This is a genomic window from Actinomadura pelletieri DSM 43383, assembly GCF_003634705.1.
Classification (GTDB): Bacteria; Actinomycetota; Actinomycetes; order Streptosporangiales; family Streptosporangiaceae; genus Spirillospora; species Spirillospora pelletieri.
Map to the genome: position 1 here is coordinate 475,805 of NZ_RBWU01000001.1, position 16,060 is coordinate 491,864.

Annotated in this window: 19 protein-coding genes; 6 read left to right on the plus strand and 13 right to left on the minus strand. The window is 68.5% G+C overall.

Annotated features, from left to right (window positions below; genetic code table 11):
- Positions 1-35 precede the first annotated feature (35 nt).
- Complete coding sequence (locus tag BZB76_RS02075) at positions 36-2,531, minus strand: ATP-dependent Clp protease ATP-binding subunit (protein ID WP_121432589.1); 2,496 nt, start codon at positions 2,529-2,531, stop codon at positions 36-38.
- Positions 2,532-2,701: 170 nt separating this feature from the next.
- On the opposite strand from BZB76_RS02075, the gene BZB76_RS02080 reads away from it, so the two are divergent.
- Both BZB76_RS02080 and BZB76_RS02085 read left to right on the plus strand, forming a co-directional pair.
- The gene (locus BZB76_RS02080) at positions 2,702-3,040 is read left to right on the plus strand and encodes a hypothetical protein (protein ID WP_121432590.1); all 339 of its coding nucleotides are present in this window, start codon (positions 2,702-2,704) and stop codon (positions 3,038-3,040) included.
- A 217-nt stretch (positions 3,041-3,257) separates the two neighbouring features.
- A complete protein-coding gene (locus BZB76_RS02085; RefSeq protein WP_147449284.1) occupies positions 3,258-3,554 on the plus strand; it encodes a hypothetical protein in 297 nt (98 codons plus the stop codon).
- A gap of 88 nt (positions 3,555-3,642) precedes the next feature.
- Here the strand turns inward: BZB76_RS02085 and BZB76_RS02090 are convergent, their stop codons facing one another.
- A complete protein-coding gene (locus BZB76_RS02090) occupies positions 3,643-4,566 on the minus strand; it encodes a hypothetical protein (protein ID WP_121432592.1) in 924 nt (307 codons plus the stop codon).
- A gap of 172 nt (positions 4,567-4,738) precedes the next feature.
- Between BZB76_RS02090 and BZB76_RS02095 the strand changes: the two genes are divergently transcribed.
- Positions 4,739-5,209 carry a P-loop nucleotide/nucleoside kinase family protein gene (locus BZB76_RS02095; protein ID WP_147449285.1) on the plus strand — a complete coding sequence of 157 codons (471 nt, stop codon included), beginning with the start codon at positions 4,739-4,741 and terminating at the stop codon, positions 5,207-5,209.
- A 159-nt stretch (positions 5,210-5,368) separates the two neighbouring features.
- Here BZB76_RS02095 and BZB76_RS02100 read toward each other — a convergent pair whose 3' ends face one another.
- The 6 genes from BZB76_RS02100 to BZB76_RS02125 all read right to left on the minus strand — a co-directional run bounded on the left by BZB76_RS02100 (position 5,369) and on the right by BZB76_RS02125 (position 10,326).
- Positions 5,369-5,890, minus strand: coding sequence for a potassium channel family protein (locus BZB76_RS02100; protein WP_211342780.1), 522 nt, complete (start codon positions 5,888-5,890; stop codon positions 5,369-5,371).
- A 26-nt stretch (positions 5,891-5,916) separates the two neighbouring features.
- A complete protein-coding gene (gdhA, locus tag BZB76_RS02105; protein ID WP_121432594.1) occupies positions 5,917-7,293 on the minus strand; it encodes an NADP-specific glutamate dehydrogenase in 1,377 nt (458 codons plus the stop codon).
- Positions 7,294-7,435: 142 nt separating this feature from the next.
- On the minus strand, positions 7,436-8,086 hold the full coding sequence (locus BZB76_RS02110) for a DUF4360 domain-containing protein (RefSeq protein WP_121432595.1): 651 nt from the start codon (positions 8,084-8,086) through the stop codon (positions 7,436-7,438).
- 13 nt (positions 8,087-8,099) lie between these two features.
- The gene (locus BZB76_RS02115) at positions 8,100-8,756 is read right to left on the minus strand and encodes a DUF4360 domain-containing protein (RefSeq protein ID WP_121432596.1); all 657 of its coding nucleotides are present in this window, start codon (positions 8,754-8,756) and stop codon (positions 8,100-8,102) included.
- A gap of 287 nt (positions 8,757-9,043) precedes the next feature.
- Positions 9,044-9,400 (minus strand): DUF488 domain-containing protein, encoded by a 357-nt coding sequence (locus BZB76_RS02120; protein WP_121432597.1) that lies wholly within the window; start codon positions 9,398-9,400, stop codon positions 9,044-9,046.
- 668 nt (positions 9,401-10,068) lie between these two features.
- Positions 10,069-10,326 (minus strand): hypothetical protein, encoded by a 258-nt coding sequence (locus BZB76_RS02125; RefSeq protein WP_121432598.1) that lies wholly within the window; start codon positions 10,324-10,326, stop codon positions 10,069-10,071.
- Positions 10,327-10,409: 83 nt separating this feature from the next.
- Between BZB76_RS02125 and BZB76_RS34100 the strand changes: the two genes are divergently transcribed.
- A complete protein-coding gene (locus BZB76_RS34100) occupies positions 10,410-10,655 on the plus strand; it encodes a hypothetical protein (protein WP_147449286.1) in 246 nt (81 codons plus the stop codon).
- A gap of 45 nt (positions 10,656-10,700) precedes the next feature.
- On the opposite strand, the gene BZB76_RS02130 is transcribed toward BZB76_RS34100, so the two are convergent.
- Both BZB76_RS02130 and BZB76_RS02135 read right to left on the minus strand, forming a co-directional pair.
- Entirely contained in the window at positions 10,701-11,495 is a 795-nt protein-coding gene (locus BZB76_RS02130; protein ID WP_121432599.1) for a hypothetical protein, read from the minus strand.
- A gap of 9 nt (positions 11,496-11,504) precedes the next feature.
- Positions 11,505-11,741 (minus strand): hypothetical protein, encoded by a 237-nt coding sequence (locus BZB76_RS02135; RefSeq protein ID WP_121432600.1) that lies wholly within the window; start codon positions 11,739-11,741, stop codon positions 11,505-11,507.
- A 538-nt stretch (positions 11,742-12,279) separates the two neighbouring features.
- Between BZB76_RS02135 and def the strand changes: the two genes are divergently transcribed.
- Positions 12,280-12,825, plus strand: coding sequence for a peptide deformylase (def, locus tag BZB76_RS02140; RefSeq protein WP_121432601.1), 546 nt, complete (start codon positions 12,280-12,282; stop codon positions 12,823-12,825).
- A 644-nt stretch (positions 12,826-13,469) separates the two neighbouring features.
- Here def and BZB76_RS02145 read toward each other — a convergent pair.
- Both BZB76_RS02145 and BZB76_RS02150 read right to left on the minus strand, forming a co-directional pair.
- The gene (locus tag BZB76_RS02145; protein WP_121432602.1) at positions 13,470-14,075 is read right to left on the minus strand and encodes a DJ-1/PfpI family protein; all 606 of its coding nucleotides are present in this window, start codon (positions 14,073-14,075) and stop codon (positions 13,470-13,472) included.
- Positions 14,072-15,031: a GlxA family transcriptional regulator gene (locus BZB76_RS02150; protein WP_121432603.1), complete on the minus strand. Its 960-nt coding sequence runs from the start codon at positions 15,029-15,031 to the stop codon at positions 14,072-14,074. Before BZB76_RS02150 ends, BZB76_RS02145 begins: the two co-directional genes overlap by 4 nt.
- 317 nt (positions 15,032-15,348) lie before the next feature.
- On the opposite strand from BZB76_RS02150, the gene BZB76_RS34510 reads away from it, so the two are divergent.
- Entirely contained in the window at positions 15,349-15,501 is a 153-nt protein-coding gene (locus BZB76_RS34510) for a hypothetical protein (protein ID WP_170180478.1), read from the plus strand.
- On the opposite strand, the gene BZB76_RS34515 is transcribed toward BZB76_RS34510, so the two are convergent.
- Positions 15,485-15,895: an ATP-binding protein gene (locus BZB76_RS34515; RefSeq protein ID WP_170180479.1), complete on the minus strand. Its 411-nt coding sequence runs from the start codon at positions 15,893-15,895 to the stop codon at positions 15,485-15,487. The two genes, BZB76_RS34510 and BZB76_RS34515, sit on opposite strands and share 17 nt — an antisense overlap.
- Positions 15,896-16,060 lie beyond the last annotated feature (165 nt).

The following is a 16,060-nucleotide window of genomic DNA, read 5'->3' on the forward strand; positions in this document are numbered from 1 at the left end:
TTCCTCCTGTAAGGCTTACAGAAGGACTATATCCCTTACTCGGCGCTGATGAGATGGAAGTCGAGACCGCCGTTCAGGGCGCTGACCTCGACGCGGCTGCCGTGCCGTAGATCACCGGCCAGCAGCAGGTCGGACAGCTGGTCGTCCACCTCCCGTTGGATCGTGCGGCGCAGCGGGCGGGCGCCGAACTCGGGTTGGTAGCCCCGCTCGGCGATCCAGTCCACGGCCTCCGGGGTGAACGTGACGTCGACGTCCTGGGCGCGGAGGCGGCGGCGCGTCTCGTCCAGTAGCAGGTCGGTGATCTGGCGGAGCTGGCCCGCCTCCAGGCGGTGGAACACGATGATCTCGTCGATCCGGTTGAGGAACTCGGGCCGGAACGACTCGCGCAGCCGTCGCATGATCCGGTCGCTCAGCGCGGCGTCGGGGCCGTCGCCCGGTGTGCCGAACCCGACCTCGGTACGGCCGGTGATCAGCTCGGAGCCCAGATTGCTCGTCATGATCACCACGGTGTTGCGGAAGTCGACGGTGCGGCCCTGCGCGTCGGTGAGTCGGCCGTCGTCCAGCAGTTGGAGCAGCACGTTGAAGACGTCCTGGTGCGCCTTCTCGATCTCGTCCAGCAGGATCACCGAGTACGGCTGTCGCCGGACCGCGTCGGTCAGCTGCCCCGCCTCCTCGTATCCGACATATCCGGGCGGCGCGCCCATGAGGCGGCTCACGGTGTGCTTCTCCTGGAACTCGCTCATGTCAAACCGGATCAGCCGGTCGCGGCTGCCGAACAGCGCCTCGGCCAGGGCCTTCGCCAGCTCCGTCTTACCGACACCGGTCGGGCCGAGGAACAGGAACCCGCCGATCGGACGGTCCGGATCGCCCATGCCCGCGCGAGACCGCCGGACGGCCCGCGCCACCGCCGCCACCGCGTCGTCCTGGCCGATCACCCGCTCGTGCAGATGCTCCTCAAGCCGGGTCAGCCGTTCCCGTTCCGCCTGCGTGAGCTGGGTCACCGGGACACCGGAGATCCGGGAGACGACCTCGGCGATGTCGTCGGTCGTCACCTCCGGAACGGTGACCACCCCGTTGGTCTCCCGCGTCGCCGCGAGATCCTCCTCCAGCCGGACGACCTCGTCGCGCAGCTCGGACGCCTTCTCGTAGTCCTCGTCCGCGACGGCCTGGTCCTTTTCGCGGCGGCGCCGTTCGAGCCGCTGTTCCAGTTCTCGCCGGCCGCCGTCCCGCGTCCCGGCTCGCAACCTGACCCGGGCGCCCGCCTGGTCGATCAGGTCGATGGCCTTGTCGGGCAGGAACCGGTCGGTCAGATACCGGCTCGACAGATCAACGGCCGCGAGCAGCGCCTCGTCGGTGAAACGCACCTGGTGATGGGCCTCGTATCGATCCCGTAGACCGCGCAGGATCTCGATGCTGTCGTCCGGGCTCGGTTCCGGCACCAGGATCGGCTGGAATCGGCGCTCCAGCGCGGCGTCCTTCTCGATGTTGCGGCGGTACTCGTCGATGGTCGTCGCACCGACCACATGCAGTTCGCCCCGTGACAGCGGCGGCTTCAGCATGTTGCCCGCCGACATCGCGCCCTCCGCGCCGCCCGCGCCCACGAGCGTGTGGATCTCGTCGATGAACACGACCAGCTCGTCGCCGTGCTCGCGGATCTCGTCCACGACCTTCTTCATGCGTTCCTCGAAGTCGCCCCGGTAGCGGGTCCCGGCGACGATTCCGCTCAGGTCGAGTTGGACGATCCGTTTCCCGCGCAGGGTCTCCGGGACGTCGTCGTCGACGATTCGTTGGGCGAGCCCCTCGGCGATGGCGGTCTTTCCGACGCCCGGGTCACCGATCAGCACCGGGTTGTTCTTGGTGCGCCGCGACAGCACCTCCACGGTCTGCTCGATCTCGTCCTGGCGTCCGATGACCGGGTCGATGCGTCCTTCCCGTGCCAGAGCGGTCAGGTCGCGGCCGAACTCGTCCAGGGTCGGCGTTCCGGTGACCTGCGCGCCGCCGGGTGGCTGTTGACCGCCGCCCGCCGCCTGCTGCAGGGTGTCCGGTGTGACGTGCTCATGATCGAGAATTCGTCCGGCGCTCGACCCGCGATCCAATGCCAGCGCGAAGAGTAGGTGCTCAGGCCCGATATAGGACGATCCGAGCGCCCGCGACACCTGGTGGGAGTCGAGCAGTGCCCGTTTCGCGGACGGCGTCAACTCCGGCGGGACGTCCCTCGGTTCCCCCCGCCGCGCATGCTCCTCGATCTCGTTCTTGATCTTGTCCGGGTCGGCTCCGGCCCGTGCCATCCACTGCCGCGTCCCCTGTTGCCGGGTCGCCGCCCACAGCAGATGATCGGTGTCCAGGTCGACGCTGCCCCACTGCGCGGCCTGCGCCGCCGCGTCCCGCACCAACTCCCGCGCGGGCTCGCTCATCAGCCGGGCGAGGCTGATCCGCTCCACCGGACGCCGCTGCGCCCGCGCGCCGAAGAACCTGGCCAGCATCTCTTCGAACGGGTCCATCCCACTGGATCCGTACCACCCCGAGGTCATCGCCGAAGAACCCCCCACCCCGTCGAAGACACCATTCAGCAACGCTGAGTCACGTGCCCATGCGAAAGCTCAGAAAACCCACCCGGCCGCCGCGCTCATCCAGCGTCCACCCCCGCGCGAATGACCCGGTGACAGCGCACCACCCACCGTTGCGAAACGGGGAGGAATCCATGAAGGACACCCACGAGACGCGGGCGACCAGACCCCGCCGCCGACGCGCGGCACTGGCCTCGCTCGCCCTCGCCGCCACATCGGCGGCCTTGCTCGGCACGGCACCCAGCGCGTCGGCCGTTCCCACCGGCTGCACCGCCATCCAGATCGATTCCCGCAACGCGAAGAGCGTGTGCACCGGCGGCACCGGAGAACACCGCGTGTTCATGGCACAGCGCCACTTCGACCCCAACGTCGGCGTGGTCGAATGCGTCAGCCCGTGGGTGCCCGCGTACAGCGTCGCCCACGTCCTGTGCGGCGTCCACCCGGTCGTCGGCGTCCGAGTCGAGACCCGCTGACCCGACCATCGCGCCCCCTGTCCTCCCCAGGAGGACGGGGGGCGCACACTTCACCGGACGTCGACAAGCCCGCGTATCGGGGTTGACCACCGTCTTGGGACCGGCGGTGAGGAGACAAGAACCTCGGCAACAGGATTCACTCACCTCACAAAGAGTAGTTATCAGACTACTATGAGTACCGGTGAACGCGACAGGCTCCCATGGAATGGAGACGATCATGCGACGTCCCACGACCGTTCTCGCCGCCCTGGCCACCGGCGCGGCCCTGACCTTGACCGCCGCCACACCGGCGGCGGCCGCCCAAGGGACCCTCGGCGTCAGCGGCAACGAGTACACCGACCCCTCTCAGGGGTGCTACAACGGGCTGTTCCGGCCACTGGTCGTCGTGAACCACACCGACACCCCGGTGATCGTCTACGACGATGACAACTGCCATAGCGAAGTGGTCGGTATCGTCGAGCCCGGCCAGAGCCAAGCCTTCGAGTTCGGCAACAGCGTCCTCGTCCCGAGGTGACACCGCGTCCCCGCTGGGAACGCAGCCCGGCTCAGTGACGTAGCCGAGCAATGCCCGGAGCCCGCTCCGCACGTCGCAGGCCGGCCGGCTAGGCGTCGCGGACGCGGGTGATCCGCCAGTCCGAGCCGTCCGGGACGATCGTGACCCGCAACGCGAGCTTGCTGCGCTCGGACGGCAGGATCATGGTCATGTTGCCCTGTTGCAGAGTCTCGGTCATTCCGAGGTTGAGGAAGACCAGCAGTTCCGCCGACTCGTCGTCCTGCCGGATGAGTTCGACCTCCGGTGCCTGCCCGCCGGCCGTTCGTCCGGGAGCGCCCGCCCGTCTCCGTATCCGGTCATAGTCGTCGGCCGCGGAATCGGTCAGCACGTCGCGGCCCTCGCCCCGAGCCAGGGCGGCCATCATCTTCCGGGCATCTTCAAGCATCAGGTACTCCCGCGAAGGCGGACCGATGAAGCCTCTCGCCGTCAACACCAGGATCGAACCGCCCGCGGTATCCAACAGGCCGGAAACGCGCCAGCCCTGCGGCGTCAGGGTCATGAACACCCTGTACCTTCGCACCTTTTCCACCGGTGGACCGCCGGGCTTGGTGGAGGTCAAGCGCACCACGGCCATGAGATGGGCCCGGCCACCGCCTCCAGCGTGTGAGGAGATCGGCACCATCGTCGACACCCGCGCCGCCGACAGCGTTTCCCGCTCTCGCAGGTATTGGGAACGCGTTGCGGCCCGTTGCCTACGAAGCAGTTCGAGCTGGGTGGACGTGGTGGCCTGCTCCCAGGCGTCCAGGTGCTGGTCGACTCGGGCCGGGTCCATGGTGTTGAGCGTGACGAGCTGCCGCGCCGCCGTGGCCTTGACCAATAAGCGAGTGGACTCCGGCAGTTTCCAGGCCGATGGCACCGGTCGTTCGGTCTTAGGTTCGGGCCCGAACTCGGCCCAGGCGAGGGAGATGGCCGTCACGAGCACGAGCGCGACGGTGGTCGCCTTCGACCATTCCTGCATTTTCGTCCAGCCCATATGGGTCCCCGTTCATCGACCAGCACCGTGAGATTCTTCCGCGGTCCTACCATGATCACGTGGACGTCTTCGATCCACAGCCGACCGACGAAAATATGTGGTTCGCACGAGATCGGCGAGCGGTTGAGTGCCGTCGCGCCCGGTAAGTGCCGCGAGACCTAACATGTCGGGCGTGAATCTGTACGTGCTGGGAGCCCCGGGGTCGGGCAAATCGGCTGTGCTACCCGCGCTGAAGGCCGCGCTTCCAAGCCACGTAGTGATCGATTGGGACGCCTTCATGGAGCCCGCCGGCGAACTCGCGGGCACGAACATCAGGACGGCGCCGCGCACCTGGGCCGCCTACGAACACCTCGTGCGCGTCGCTCTGGAAGCCGTCGCGCCTGTGCCGACCGTGCTGCTCGGCGTGGCGACGCCCGATCAGCTCGCCGGCTGGCCCGGGGGCCGCTGGCTGCTGCTGGACTGCGGCGACGCCGAACGACGTGCACGCCTCGCATCACGGGGCGACGCCACCGACGTCTCTGAGGCCTTGGCCGATGCGGCGGCGTATCGAGCCCTCGGTCTTCCCGCGATCGACACCACCGGCCTGGACGCTGAAACCGTGGCCGCCCACATCGCCTCATGGGTTCGCGACTGGCCCACCTGACACCGAACCGCCCCTCGCTCCCATGTCTCGTCGTCGAATCGAGTCGGCGGGACGCCTGCGCGCGGCCGGGGGTCGCTCGGTATTCGATTACATTCAATATTTACAGGTGGGGCGCCCGGTGACTCTTGTGGGTGGTGTGACGAAGGTGGTCGCGGAGGGTCACCGCTCGGCTGATTCGTCAGGAGGGTGGCGGGTCACGCCGCGGCGCATGGCCTCCAGGAAGACCTTGACGACCAAGCCGAGGACGATCAGGTCGACGATCATCTGGATCGTGGTCAGGGCTCGGGCCGTCTGGGTGCGGGGGACGATGTCGCCGAAGCCGACCGTGGCGAAGACCGTCACGGTGAAGTACAGGGCGTCCACATGGGTCAGGGGCTCGGAGAAACCGGGCGGGGTGTCGTTGGCCAGGAGGCAGTAGGACGCCGCGAACAGCAGAAGGAACAGCGGAACGGACGTCGCCAGCGCCTCGACCGTCCGGAGTCTTGGAAACGGCGAACGGATGATGGCGTGGGCCTGCCAGGCGACGAGAGCGCCCAGGGCGAGCAGGGCGACGACCAACGCCGCCGCCGAACGCAGGGTGAAAGACCTGTTCAACGGTGCCGCGAAGTACGCGACCAGCATGAACGTCGTCGTGAGCGTCGTGCGGATCGCGATGCGGCGCTTCTGGCGTGGGCCGTCCACGCCACGATCATGCCCAGCCGGACGGGTTAGATGACGCCCTGGGCGAGCATGGCCTCGGCGACGCGTTCGAAACCGGCGATGTTGGCGCCCACCACGTAGTCACCGGGAGCGCCGTAGCGTTCGGCCGTCTCGTAGCAGGTGTCGTGGATGCCGCGCATGATCCCGGCGAGTTCGTCCTCGACCTTGGCGAACGTCCAGGAGTCACGGGACGCGTTCTGCCGCATCTCCAGGGCGCTGACCGCGACACCGCCCGCGTTGGCGGCCTTGCCGGGGCCGAACGCGACACCGGCCTGCTGGAAGATGTGGACGGCCTCGGGGGTGGTGGGCATGTTCGCGCCCTCCGAGACGGCCTTGACGCCGTTGCGGACGAGGAGCGTCGCGGCGTCCGCGTCCAGCTCGTTCTGGGTCGCGGACGGCAGCGCGATGTCGGCGGGGACGTCCCAGACCCGACCGCCCGGGACGAACCGGGCCGAGATGCCGCGCAGTTCGGCGTAATCGGAGACCCGGCCGCGGTCGACCTCCTTGACGTGCTTGAGGAGGTCGAGGTCGATGCCCTTCTCGTCCACGACATAGCCGCTGGAGTCGGACACGGTGAGCACGTTCGCGCCGAGCTGCTGCGCCTTCTCGATCGTGTAGATCGCGACGTTGCCGGAGCCGGACACGACGATCTGCTGCCCGTCGAGGTCCTCGCCGCGGCGGCGGAGCATCTCGGCCGTGAACAGGACGTTCCCGTAGCCGGTGGCCTCCGTCCGCCCGGCGGAGCCGCCCCAAAGCCGGCCCTTACCGGTGAGGACGCCCGCCTCCCAGCGGTTCGTGACGCGCCGGTACTGGCCGAACAGGTAGCCGATCTCGCGGCCACCGACGCCGATGTCACCGGCGGGGACGTCGGTGTGCTCGCCGACGTGCCGGTAGAGCTCCGTCATGAACGACTGACAGAACCGCATGACCTCCTCGTCGGAGCGTCCATGCGGGTCGAAGTCGCTGCCGCCCTTGCCGCCGCCGATACCGAGCCCGGTCAGCGCGTTCTTGAAGATCTGTTCGAAGCCGAGGAACTTGACGATGCCGAGGTTGACGGTGGGATGAAAACGCAGGCCGCCCTTGTACGGGCCGAGCGCGCCGTTGAACTCGACGCGGAACCCGCGGTTGACGTGGACGTTGCCCTCGTCGTCCTGCCACGGCACCCGGAACATGATCTGCCGCTCGGGCTCGATGAGCCGTTCGACCAGCTTCGCGGAGGCCAGTCCGGGCCGTGCCGCCAGCACCGGACCGAGAGTCTCCAGTACCTCGTGGACGGCCTGGTGGAACTCGGCCTCGCCCGGGTCACGCCGCAGCACCCGCTCGTAGGACTCCTCCAGGACGGCCAGGACCTCGGGCGGTGCCGACAAGCGGGGGGCCAACGGCATGGTGAAGATCCCTTCCTCGACGACCCTTCCACTTTAAGAGGTGTTCGACGTTGCCTTTGACAGGCACGCCCTGGTCAGGCGCGAAGAAGGGGACCGGGCCGCGTCCTCCCTGGGTGAGGACACGGCCCGGTGGTTGGTGGGATCAGGCGGTGGGGCACTTCTGCCACGCCATGTGGTACGTGGTCTTGTAGCTGCCGTCGGTGGAGTCGAAGGCCATGAAGCTCGTACCGCGCGAGTTGCCCTTGTACACGCGCAGCTCGGTGTTGATGTTGAAGTTACGGTCCTCGCCGCACGGCTTGAAGATCAACTCGGCGACTTCCTGGCGGTCGGAGAACTGCCAGTTGTCGGAGTACGGACCTTCGACCTCGTGGGTCTCGGCGGACGTCTGGGACTCGCCCTGGTGGTAGTAGCTGGCCCGCTGCACGCCGCGCGCGCCGTCCGCCAGGTGCGCGAAGCCCCGGTAGTCGGCGCCGGCGATCGCGTAGGTGAAGCCCTGCGGGACGTGCACACGCAGCGCGAGCTGGCAGTTCTTACGGAAGTCGGTGGGCTTCGACGTGCCGCCGGCCTGGGCGAGGTAGTCGCTGTAGGTGACGGTGAACGCGGTGTTGTCACTCGCCGGGGCGACCGCGGTGGTGCCCTTGGCGCAGCCCGAGCCGTTCACGGTGAGAACGTCGACGGTGATCTGCTCGTCCGGCGGGGGGTCGTTGACGTCGGCGGACGCGGTCGGGGCCGCGGAGAGCGCGAGCGCGATGGCCGGGACGGCGGCCGCCGTAAAGGTCAGTCCTTTGCGCATTGTTCCTTCTCCTTTACCTACGGGGGCACTTCTGCCACTCGAAGTGATAGATGGTCTTGATGCTTCCGTCGGCGGAGTCCATCGACACGAAGCTGACCTTGTCTGGGTCCGAGGTCCCCCGAAGCACGCGCAACTCGGTGTTGATGTTGAAGTTGCGCTCTTCACCGCACGGCTTCCAGACGAGCTGCCCCACCTCTTCCTCGTGGGTGACCTGCCAGTTGTCGGCGTACTCACCCTGGATGACGTGGCTCTTGGCGGCGGTCTGGTGGCTACCCTGGAAGTAGTAGCTGGCCTTCTGGATGGCGGTGGCGCCCTCCTCCAGCCACGCGAACCCTCGGTAGTCGGTCGAGGCGATCGCGTAGGTGAAGCCCTGCGGGACGTGCACCTTCATGCTGATCTGGCAGTTCTTGCGGAAATCGGTCGGTGCCGAGGAACCGCCGGCCTGGGCCGTGTAGTCGCTGTAGGTGACCGTGAAGGCCTCCTTGTCCTCGGACACGGCGACAGCGGCCGTACCCTTCGGGCATCCCGAGCCGTTGACGGTCGCGATTTCGATTGTCACGCCCTCGGGCCCCGGTACGAGGTACGAACCGGGGGCGGCCCCGGCGGGTGCCGCCGTCGCCGCGGCCAGCATCATTGCTGCCGCAGCGGAAAAAACGATCCCTTTACGCATGCGATTCCTCCTTGCTGGAGCCTGCGCAAAGAGAGAGTAAAGCGACCTTCTCAGAGAGGTCAATCATCAACTTTCAACACGCGAAAAGAGACTGCGTGACCTAGGGTTCCCCGCCTTGATCAGCAAGAATGGAAAGGTCCAACGATCACGCTTTCGGTGGGACCGTTCCATCAAGTTGTACAATAGAATTAAAGTTGTCATTCAGATATCATCGAAAACACCTCGACACGTGCGAGACGGAGGCCCGTCCGGGGGCGGACCTCCGTTCTGAGGTGCGAAGATGGCTGCTAGCCACCGTCCCGCAACCGGGAAGCCAGTACGGCCGCCTGGCTGTGCTCAATGTCCCGAGTCGCGGTGAGCAAGGTTATCGTTCCCGTTTTCGCAAGCTCCCGCAATCGCCCAAGCGCGGCCGCGCGCTCCGGCTCCTCCAGTTCGACCTCGTAGCGCCGAACGAACTCGTCGAACCTGTCGACCCGGTGCCCGTACCACTTACGCAGTTCGGTGGACGGAGCGACGTCCTTCTCCCACTCGTCCAGACGCGCCTTCTCCTTGGCCAACCCTCGCGGCCACACCCGATCCACCAGAACCCGCTTCCCGTCACCGGAAGCAACCGGCTCGTACACCCTGCGCAGCCTAACCTCCATAACCTCGCCCTACCCAAAAACCCCCGCCCCCGTTCCCAACCCACGACACTCCTCACAGAACCCGCCCCACCAAACACAGCCCGACACCAAGGGGCACAGCCCAGCATCACGGACCCCGGCCCGGCCGGTAAACACAGCCCGACATCACGAAACGCAGCCCGGCGCCACAAGACGCAGCCCCGCTTCATGGGACGCGGCACGACACACTCGCACCACGAGGTACAGCGCGACCTCACGAGACACAACCCCACATCACGGGACCCGACCCCACCGATAGAACACGGCCCAACACCACGAACAAACTCAACACCACAGGACACGGCCCCGAACCACGACACGCAGCCCCGCTTCATAGGACGCGGCACGGTTTGGCGTGGCCCGGCATCACAAGAGCAGGCCGGGGCGCCCAACCCCCGGTAGGTGGGGATTCGGTGACGGCGTCGCGGGCAGCGTCCAGCAGCCCGGCACCCACCGAACACGGCCCCGCACCACCGAACTCAGGCCGTCACGAGACGCAGCCCGGGCTATGGGGCCCGGCGCAGTAAGACGTGGCTCGGCGTCACGGGACCAGTCCGGCGCCGCGAGATATCGCCCGACACCGGGACGCGGCAGGGTCTGGCGTGGCGCGGCAGGGCGCGGTGCGGTGGGCTTTCCGGGCTTGGTCGGGGTTATGGGTGGTGGGGGCCGGGGTTGTGGGTGGTGGGGTTCGGGGGGCGGGTGGCGAATTCGGTGGCGGCGGTTCGGCGGGCGAACTCGCCCGCGACGGCGCGGCCCAGAACATCGTCGTCCGGGCGGTGCCTCTCCAAGTAGTCGAGGGCCTCGGCGAGTTCTCCGGCGGTCAGCTGCCGTACCGGCTTGGTGGCCCAGCGCGGGAGCGGGCGGGACGGGCGATCGGTGGCCCGTGCGGTGCGCGGGTCGATGTTCATTGGTTCCATCCTTTTCTTATCGATTTCCGAAACGTGCGCGCGGCGGCAGGTGGCTTATTAGCCGCCTCGAATAGAATCGCCATGTGCATTGGTGGAGCCAGCAGGCCTGTGACGCCGCGGCGGAGGCGCAGGCCGCCGATCCCTCGCCGGGAAATCTGATGGCGGCCGCCCAGGTGCAGGCGCTGATATCGATGGCTGAGGCGTTGCACCGCATCGCGTCCGCCTTGGAAGAACGCGACGACCCCGAAAACCTTCCGCCGCTGGGCGGTTACCATCCTCGTCCGGCCCGTACCGCGAACAAGTCGGAGTCCGACGGGTCGAAAAAGTGAAATACCGGTGCGCCCGGCCGGGGCGCACCGGTATTTCACGGGGCGTCAGGCATCGCTGAAGGACTTGCGTTCCGACCGGCCGTTCGTGCTCGCGGCCAGCCGGGAGGTCTTCGCGATGGGCGGGCGCGCCGGGGCGGTCTCCATGGCGTACTCGGTGTCGGGTACCGCGGCCGGTTCCTCCGTCACGGTGGGGCGGGGCTCCTCGCGGGGCCGGTCCCGCAGCCGCCGCGCCGCCTGCCGGAGGGCGCGCTCGCCGACCAGGCGGGTCAGCTCCAGGCCCCAGCAGTCGAGCTTGTCGGCGTCGGTGAGGTCGTCGCGGTGGCTGAGCTCCGCGGCGAGGCCGCCGAGCCGCTGCGCCTCCGACAGGTCGAACTCGCGCATGAGGTGGCAGCACAGTTCGGCGAGGGCCGCGTGGTCGCGTTCGAACGACAGTCCCGACAGGTCGTTGTGGGACAGCCTGCTGAGGGCGCGTTTGCGTTCCAGCTCCCCGTCGGCGACCCGCAGGATGCCGTTGAGGAGCGAGATGGGGCCGGCGCCGGCCGCCCTGCCCTGGGCAGGGGCGAACGACATGCGCAGGACGGCCGCGGACCCGAGCCCCGCGGCGATCACCCGGACGACCATCAGGCTCTGCGGGGGCGTCGTCTCGGGCAGTCCGAACGTCCAGCCGGACGCGGTCACCGCGATCAGCGCGACGATCGACGCGCTGGCGTTGACGAAGACGAACAGCAGCCCGCCCGGTGACAGGAGCGCCGCGACGGGCTTGTCGCGGTAGCGCGCGACGAGTTCGGCGAGGCCGATCGCGCCGCCGATCAGGGCGGCGAGGAACATCTCGACGGTCATGACCTTCCTCTACGCGCTGCGGGCGGTCAGTCGGCCGAACGGGGACTCCTCGGTCCTGCCGCGCCGGGGCAGCAGGGTGGCGGGACGCTGCCGCGCCGCGAGTTCGGCGCGTTCGACCTCCAGGAAGACCAGGAGCCATTCCGTGGGGCCCGCGGCCTGTCCGGTGTGGGTGCGCAGCGCCTGTTCCCGCGCACCGAGAAATGCCAGTAGCCATCCGGTGGGACCGGACGTTCTGGGGGTTCGCATTCGTGAATCCATGGTGGAGACCATTCCGCAGCCGCTCCCGAAAGTCGACTTCCGCCGGGTCAAATCTTTCCGGACCGACCCGGCCCATCGGACCATTTCCGATGCGCTCGACCTTAGGTCCGGATAGTCCGGCCGGTACGCCGATCTTCCTTCTATTGAAGATGAATCAAGAGCGTCTTTACGGATGCGAAAAAGGCCATCACACGGACGGAGGGGTCACTTCTGAGAAGTGACCCCTCTCCCCCCGTTCCGCGGATCGGTTCGGCCGCGCACACAGGACCGACCGCTCCCCCCGAAGCGGCTTCGCGCCGAACCACCCAGCGGATGCGAAGAACGTAGCGAGCCGCGACCGTCGCCATCGAGGCTTCGGGCCCGCGCATCGACGAACGGGCGACGCTCTGCGACGAACGGACACGCTCCGCGTTCAAGTGGTGACAGAGAGCGCTGTCCACTGTGCGGAACGCCGCGTTTAAGATGTGGCGCTTACCCTGGGTAGCCTGGATCGGCGAGGCATGTGGGACGGCGAGGAGCGCGGGCGATGGCGGGACGGGCACGACCGATCACGCTGGTGGGTACACCGGTGCTACACAGGGCCTGCAAGCCCGTCGAGGAGTTCGGTCCGGCGTTGGCCGAGCTGGTCGACGACATGTTCGCCAGCATGTACGAGGCGGAGGGCGTGGGCCTGGCCGCCAACCAGATCGGCGTGGACCTGCGCGTCTTCGTCTACGACTGCCCGGATGAGGACGGCGAACGCCACAAGGGCGCCGTCGTCAACCCCGTCCTGGAGCTGCCGGAGCTGGAGGACCGCCGTCTGGACGACGGCGACGAGGGCTGCCTGTCCGTGCCCGGGCCGCACGCGAGCGTGCCGCGTCCAGACCGGGCGACGGTCCACGGCTTCGACGTCTCCGGCGCGCCGATCACGGTCGACGGGACGGGCCTCCTCGCCCGCTGCCTCCAACACGAGACCGACCACCTCGAGGGCCGCCTCTACATCGACCGGCTCTCGACCCGCGCCCGCAAGAAGGTCCTCAAGGAGTACGAGGCCCTCCGCGCCGAACGCGAAGCCGACACCTCACCCCACTAGCCTTCACCCGCCCTGTCCTCTCGCGGCCTACCGGCCGCGTGCGAGCCCGCGTCCCAGGCCAAGACCAAGCCGCACGGCAAGGCATCACGAGCACGCCGAGCCGTGGGCGAGCACGGACGCCGGGACGAGGCCGAGCGCGGACAAATCCGAACACAGGCGAACACGGACGCCGGGCCGGAACCGGGTACGGACCAAGTCCGAGCACGGGCGGCAGGCCAGCACGGGCGGCAGGCCAGCACGGGCGAGCGGCTGGCCACAGCGAGCACGGACGCCGGGACGAGGCCGAGGGCGGACAAGTCCGAACACAGGCGAGCACGGACGCCGGGTCGGATCCGGGTACGGACCAAGTCCGAGCACGGGCGGCAGGCCAGCACGGGCGGCAGGCCAGCACGGGCGAGCGGCTGGCCACAGCGAGCACGGACGCCGGGACGAGGCCGAGGGCGGACAAGTCCGAACACAGGCGAGCACGGACGCCGGGTCGGATCCGGGTACGGACCAAGTCCGAGCACGGGCGGCAGGCCAGCACGGGCGAGCGGCTGGCCACAGCCCGCACGGACGCCGGGACGAGGCCGAGTCAGGCGGCAGGCGGACGAGGGTCGTGGGCGAGGGTGGTTTTGTTTGCGGGGCTGGTCCGGGGGGTTGGGTTAGGTGGACGGGGTGTCGGCCAGGTAGGGCGGGGCCGGTTCGTACTGGATGTAGCGGCGGACCGTTCGGGCGTGGTCGGGGCCGTGGAGGCGGCCGACCAGCCAGAGCGCCATGTCGATGCCCGCTGACACGCCCTGGCTTGTGACGAGGTTGCCGTCCACGACGTAGCGCGCGTCCCGGACGACGGTCACGTCGCCCTTGGCTTCCAGAGCGTCCTCCCATGACCAGTGGGTCGCGATCCTTCGTCCCTTGGCCAGGCCTGCGGCGTGCAGCAGGGCCGCGCCCGTGCACACGCTCGTGACCCAGTCGGCCTGTTCGGCGACCTTTGCTATCCAACCGGTGACGGCCGGGTTGTTCGGCTGGGTTTCGCGTGCGCCGCGTCCACCCGGTATCAGGAGCACGTCCAGCTGGGGATGGTCGTTCAGGGTGTGGTCCGGGAGAACCCGCATCCCCTTGTTGCAGCGGACGGGGCCCGAGTGTTCGGCGATCAGAACCGCCTTGTCGTCCTGCCCGCGGACCATCGCCGAGGCCGTGAACACCTCCCACGGACCGACGAAGTCCAGTTCCTCCGCGTCCTCGAAAATCAAAAGCCCATACGTGGTCATGACTGGTCCTTCCCCTGCGTGAAGCCGGTTCCCCTGAATCGGTGTCTGTAGTCGGACGGCGCGACCCCCACATGACGGTGGAACGCCCGGCGCAGGGTCTCGCCGGTTCCGAAACCGAGCCGCCGCGCCAGCGTTTCGACGGGTTCGTCCCCCTCTGCCAAGGCCCGTCGTGCCGCCTCGATCCGCACCCGTTCGACATACGCGGCCGGTGGGACGCCCAGTTCCGCCGTGAATCTGCGCTGGAGGTGCCGGGCGCTGAGGCCCGACCGTCCGGCCAGGTCGGCGATGGTGTGGCGGGCGCCCGGATCGGCCTGGACGGACGAGACCGCCGCGCGGATCGGGTCGGACGCGGGCTGCGGCGACCACAGTGGGACGCTGAACTGCGACTGGCTCCCCGGCCGTCGCAGGAACATCACGAGTTCCCGCGCCACCGCGTGCGCCGTGTCCCGGCCGTGGTCGTCCTCGACGAGGGCCAGGGCCAAGTCCATTCCGGCCGTGACCCCGGCGGACGTCCAGAACCGCCCGTCCCGGATGAAGATCGGGTCGCAGTCGACGTCGAGTCGCGGATACTCCCTGCGCAGTTGTTCCTCGCGTTGCCAGTGCGTCGTGACGCGGCGTCCGTCCAGGAGCCCGGCCTCGGCGAGCAGGAGCGCGCCGCTGCACACGGACGCGACCCGCCGCGCGCGACCGGCCGTCTCCTTCACCCATCCGACCAGCGCGGCGTCCTTCATCGCCCGGTCGACCCCGACCCCGCCCGCGACGATGAGCGTGTCGATCCCGTCGATCTCGCCGAGGCCGTACCCGGCGTGGACGGGCAGCCCGCCGGACGATGCCACCGGCCCCGCCGCGGGCCCGACGACCAGGCATTCGTACCGCCCGGCACCGCGGAACACCTCAAGCGGACCGGCCAGGTCCAGCACCTGGAACCCGTCATAGATCACGAAGGCGACGCGCATGCCTCCAGGCTGTCCGTGCGTCCCGCATGGCGTCAACGACGGGCACCCCACACATCACGCCATGATCCAGATCACCTCGTCTCGACGAAAATAATGGTTGACATTGCAGGCAGATCTATGGCTAACTCTTACGCATGGAGCTTTGATTCTTTCTCTCGGTTGAGCCGCCCCGCCGTCGTAGCGGGCCCGCTCCCGTCCCCTCGGCGCCACCGCCAGTTCTCATCCACGCTGGTCGTGACCTGCGCCGTCTTCCATGAACTCTCCAATTCGTCGGCCTTTCATGGCCGAATTCGAGCATGCTCGGAGGTCTATTTCTTATGCGTGAATTCGCCCATCCCGAATCCGACCCCTTCGCCAAGTCGCGGAAGAAGGGCAAGCGGAAGAACCACGACTTCCGGTCCGCGAACCTCATGAACAACCGGCGCAACGCCCGGCAGCTGCCCGCGCGGCAGCTCAACCGGGGGCGCTGAACGGGTCCCGGCCCCGGTCCCCCCTGTCAGGGACCGGGGCCGGAACCGTCCCCGGGAACTCCGCCCACACCACCGTTCGGGCGCCGTCCCTCCGGAACCCCCAGCTCGACGCCAGGGCCGCCACGATCCGCATTCCCCGGCCCGTCTCCGCGCCGACCTCCTCCCTGACGTGCGGCCGTCCGTCCGCGCCGCCGCCGTCCACGACCTCGAGCCGGTACATGCCGTCCCCGGCCAGCAGGACGACCGTCACCCGTCCTCCCTCCCGACCCGACGCCGTGTGCGTGACCGCGTTCGCGACCAGTTCGCTCACCGTCATGACCACGTCGTCCACGCGTCGGGCGCCGGACGCCCTGTCTCGGACGAAGCTCCGCGCGAACCCCACGGATCGCCGCAATCCGGGCAGTGTGATCTCGCCGACGAGCACGCGGTCCCCCGTGGCACCTTTCCCCGCACCGGCCACAGCGCCGCCTCCCCGTCGCCGGGCAGGGTCGTCCCGGAGTCCCGCCTGTCCGGCACCGGCTCGCAATGCTTCCACGACGGCTCCCGTCGCCTCCGCCAA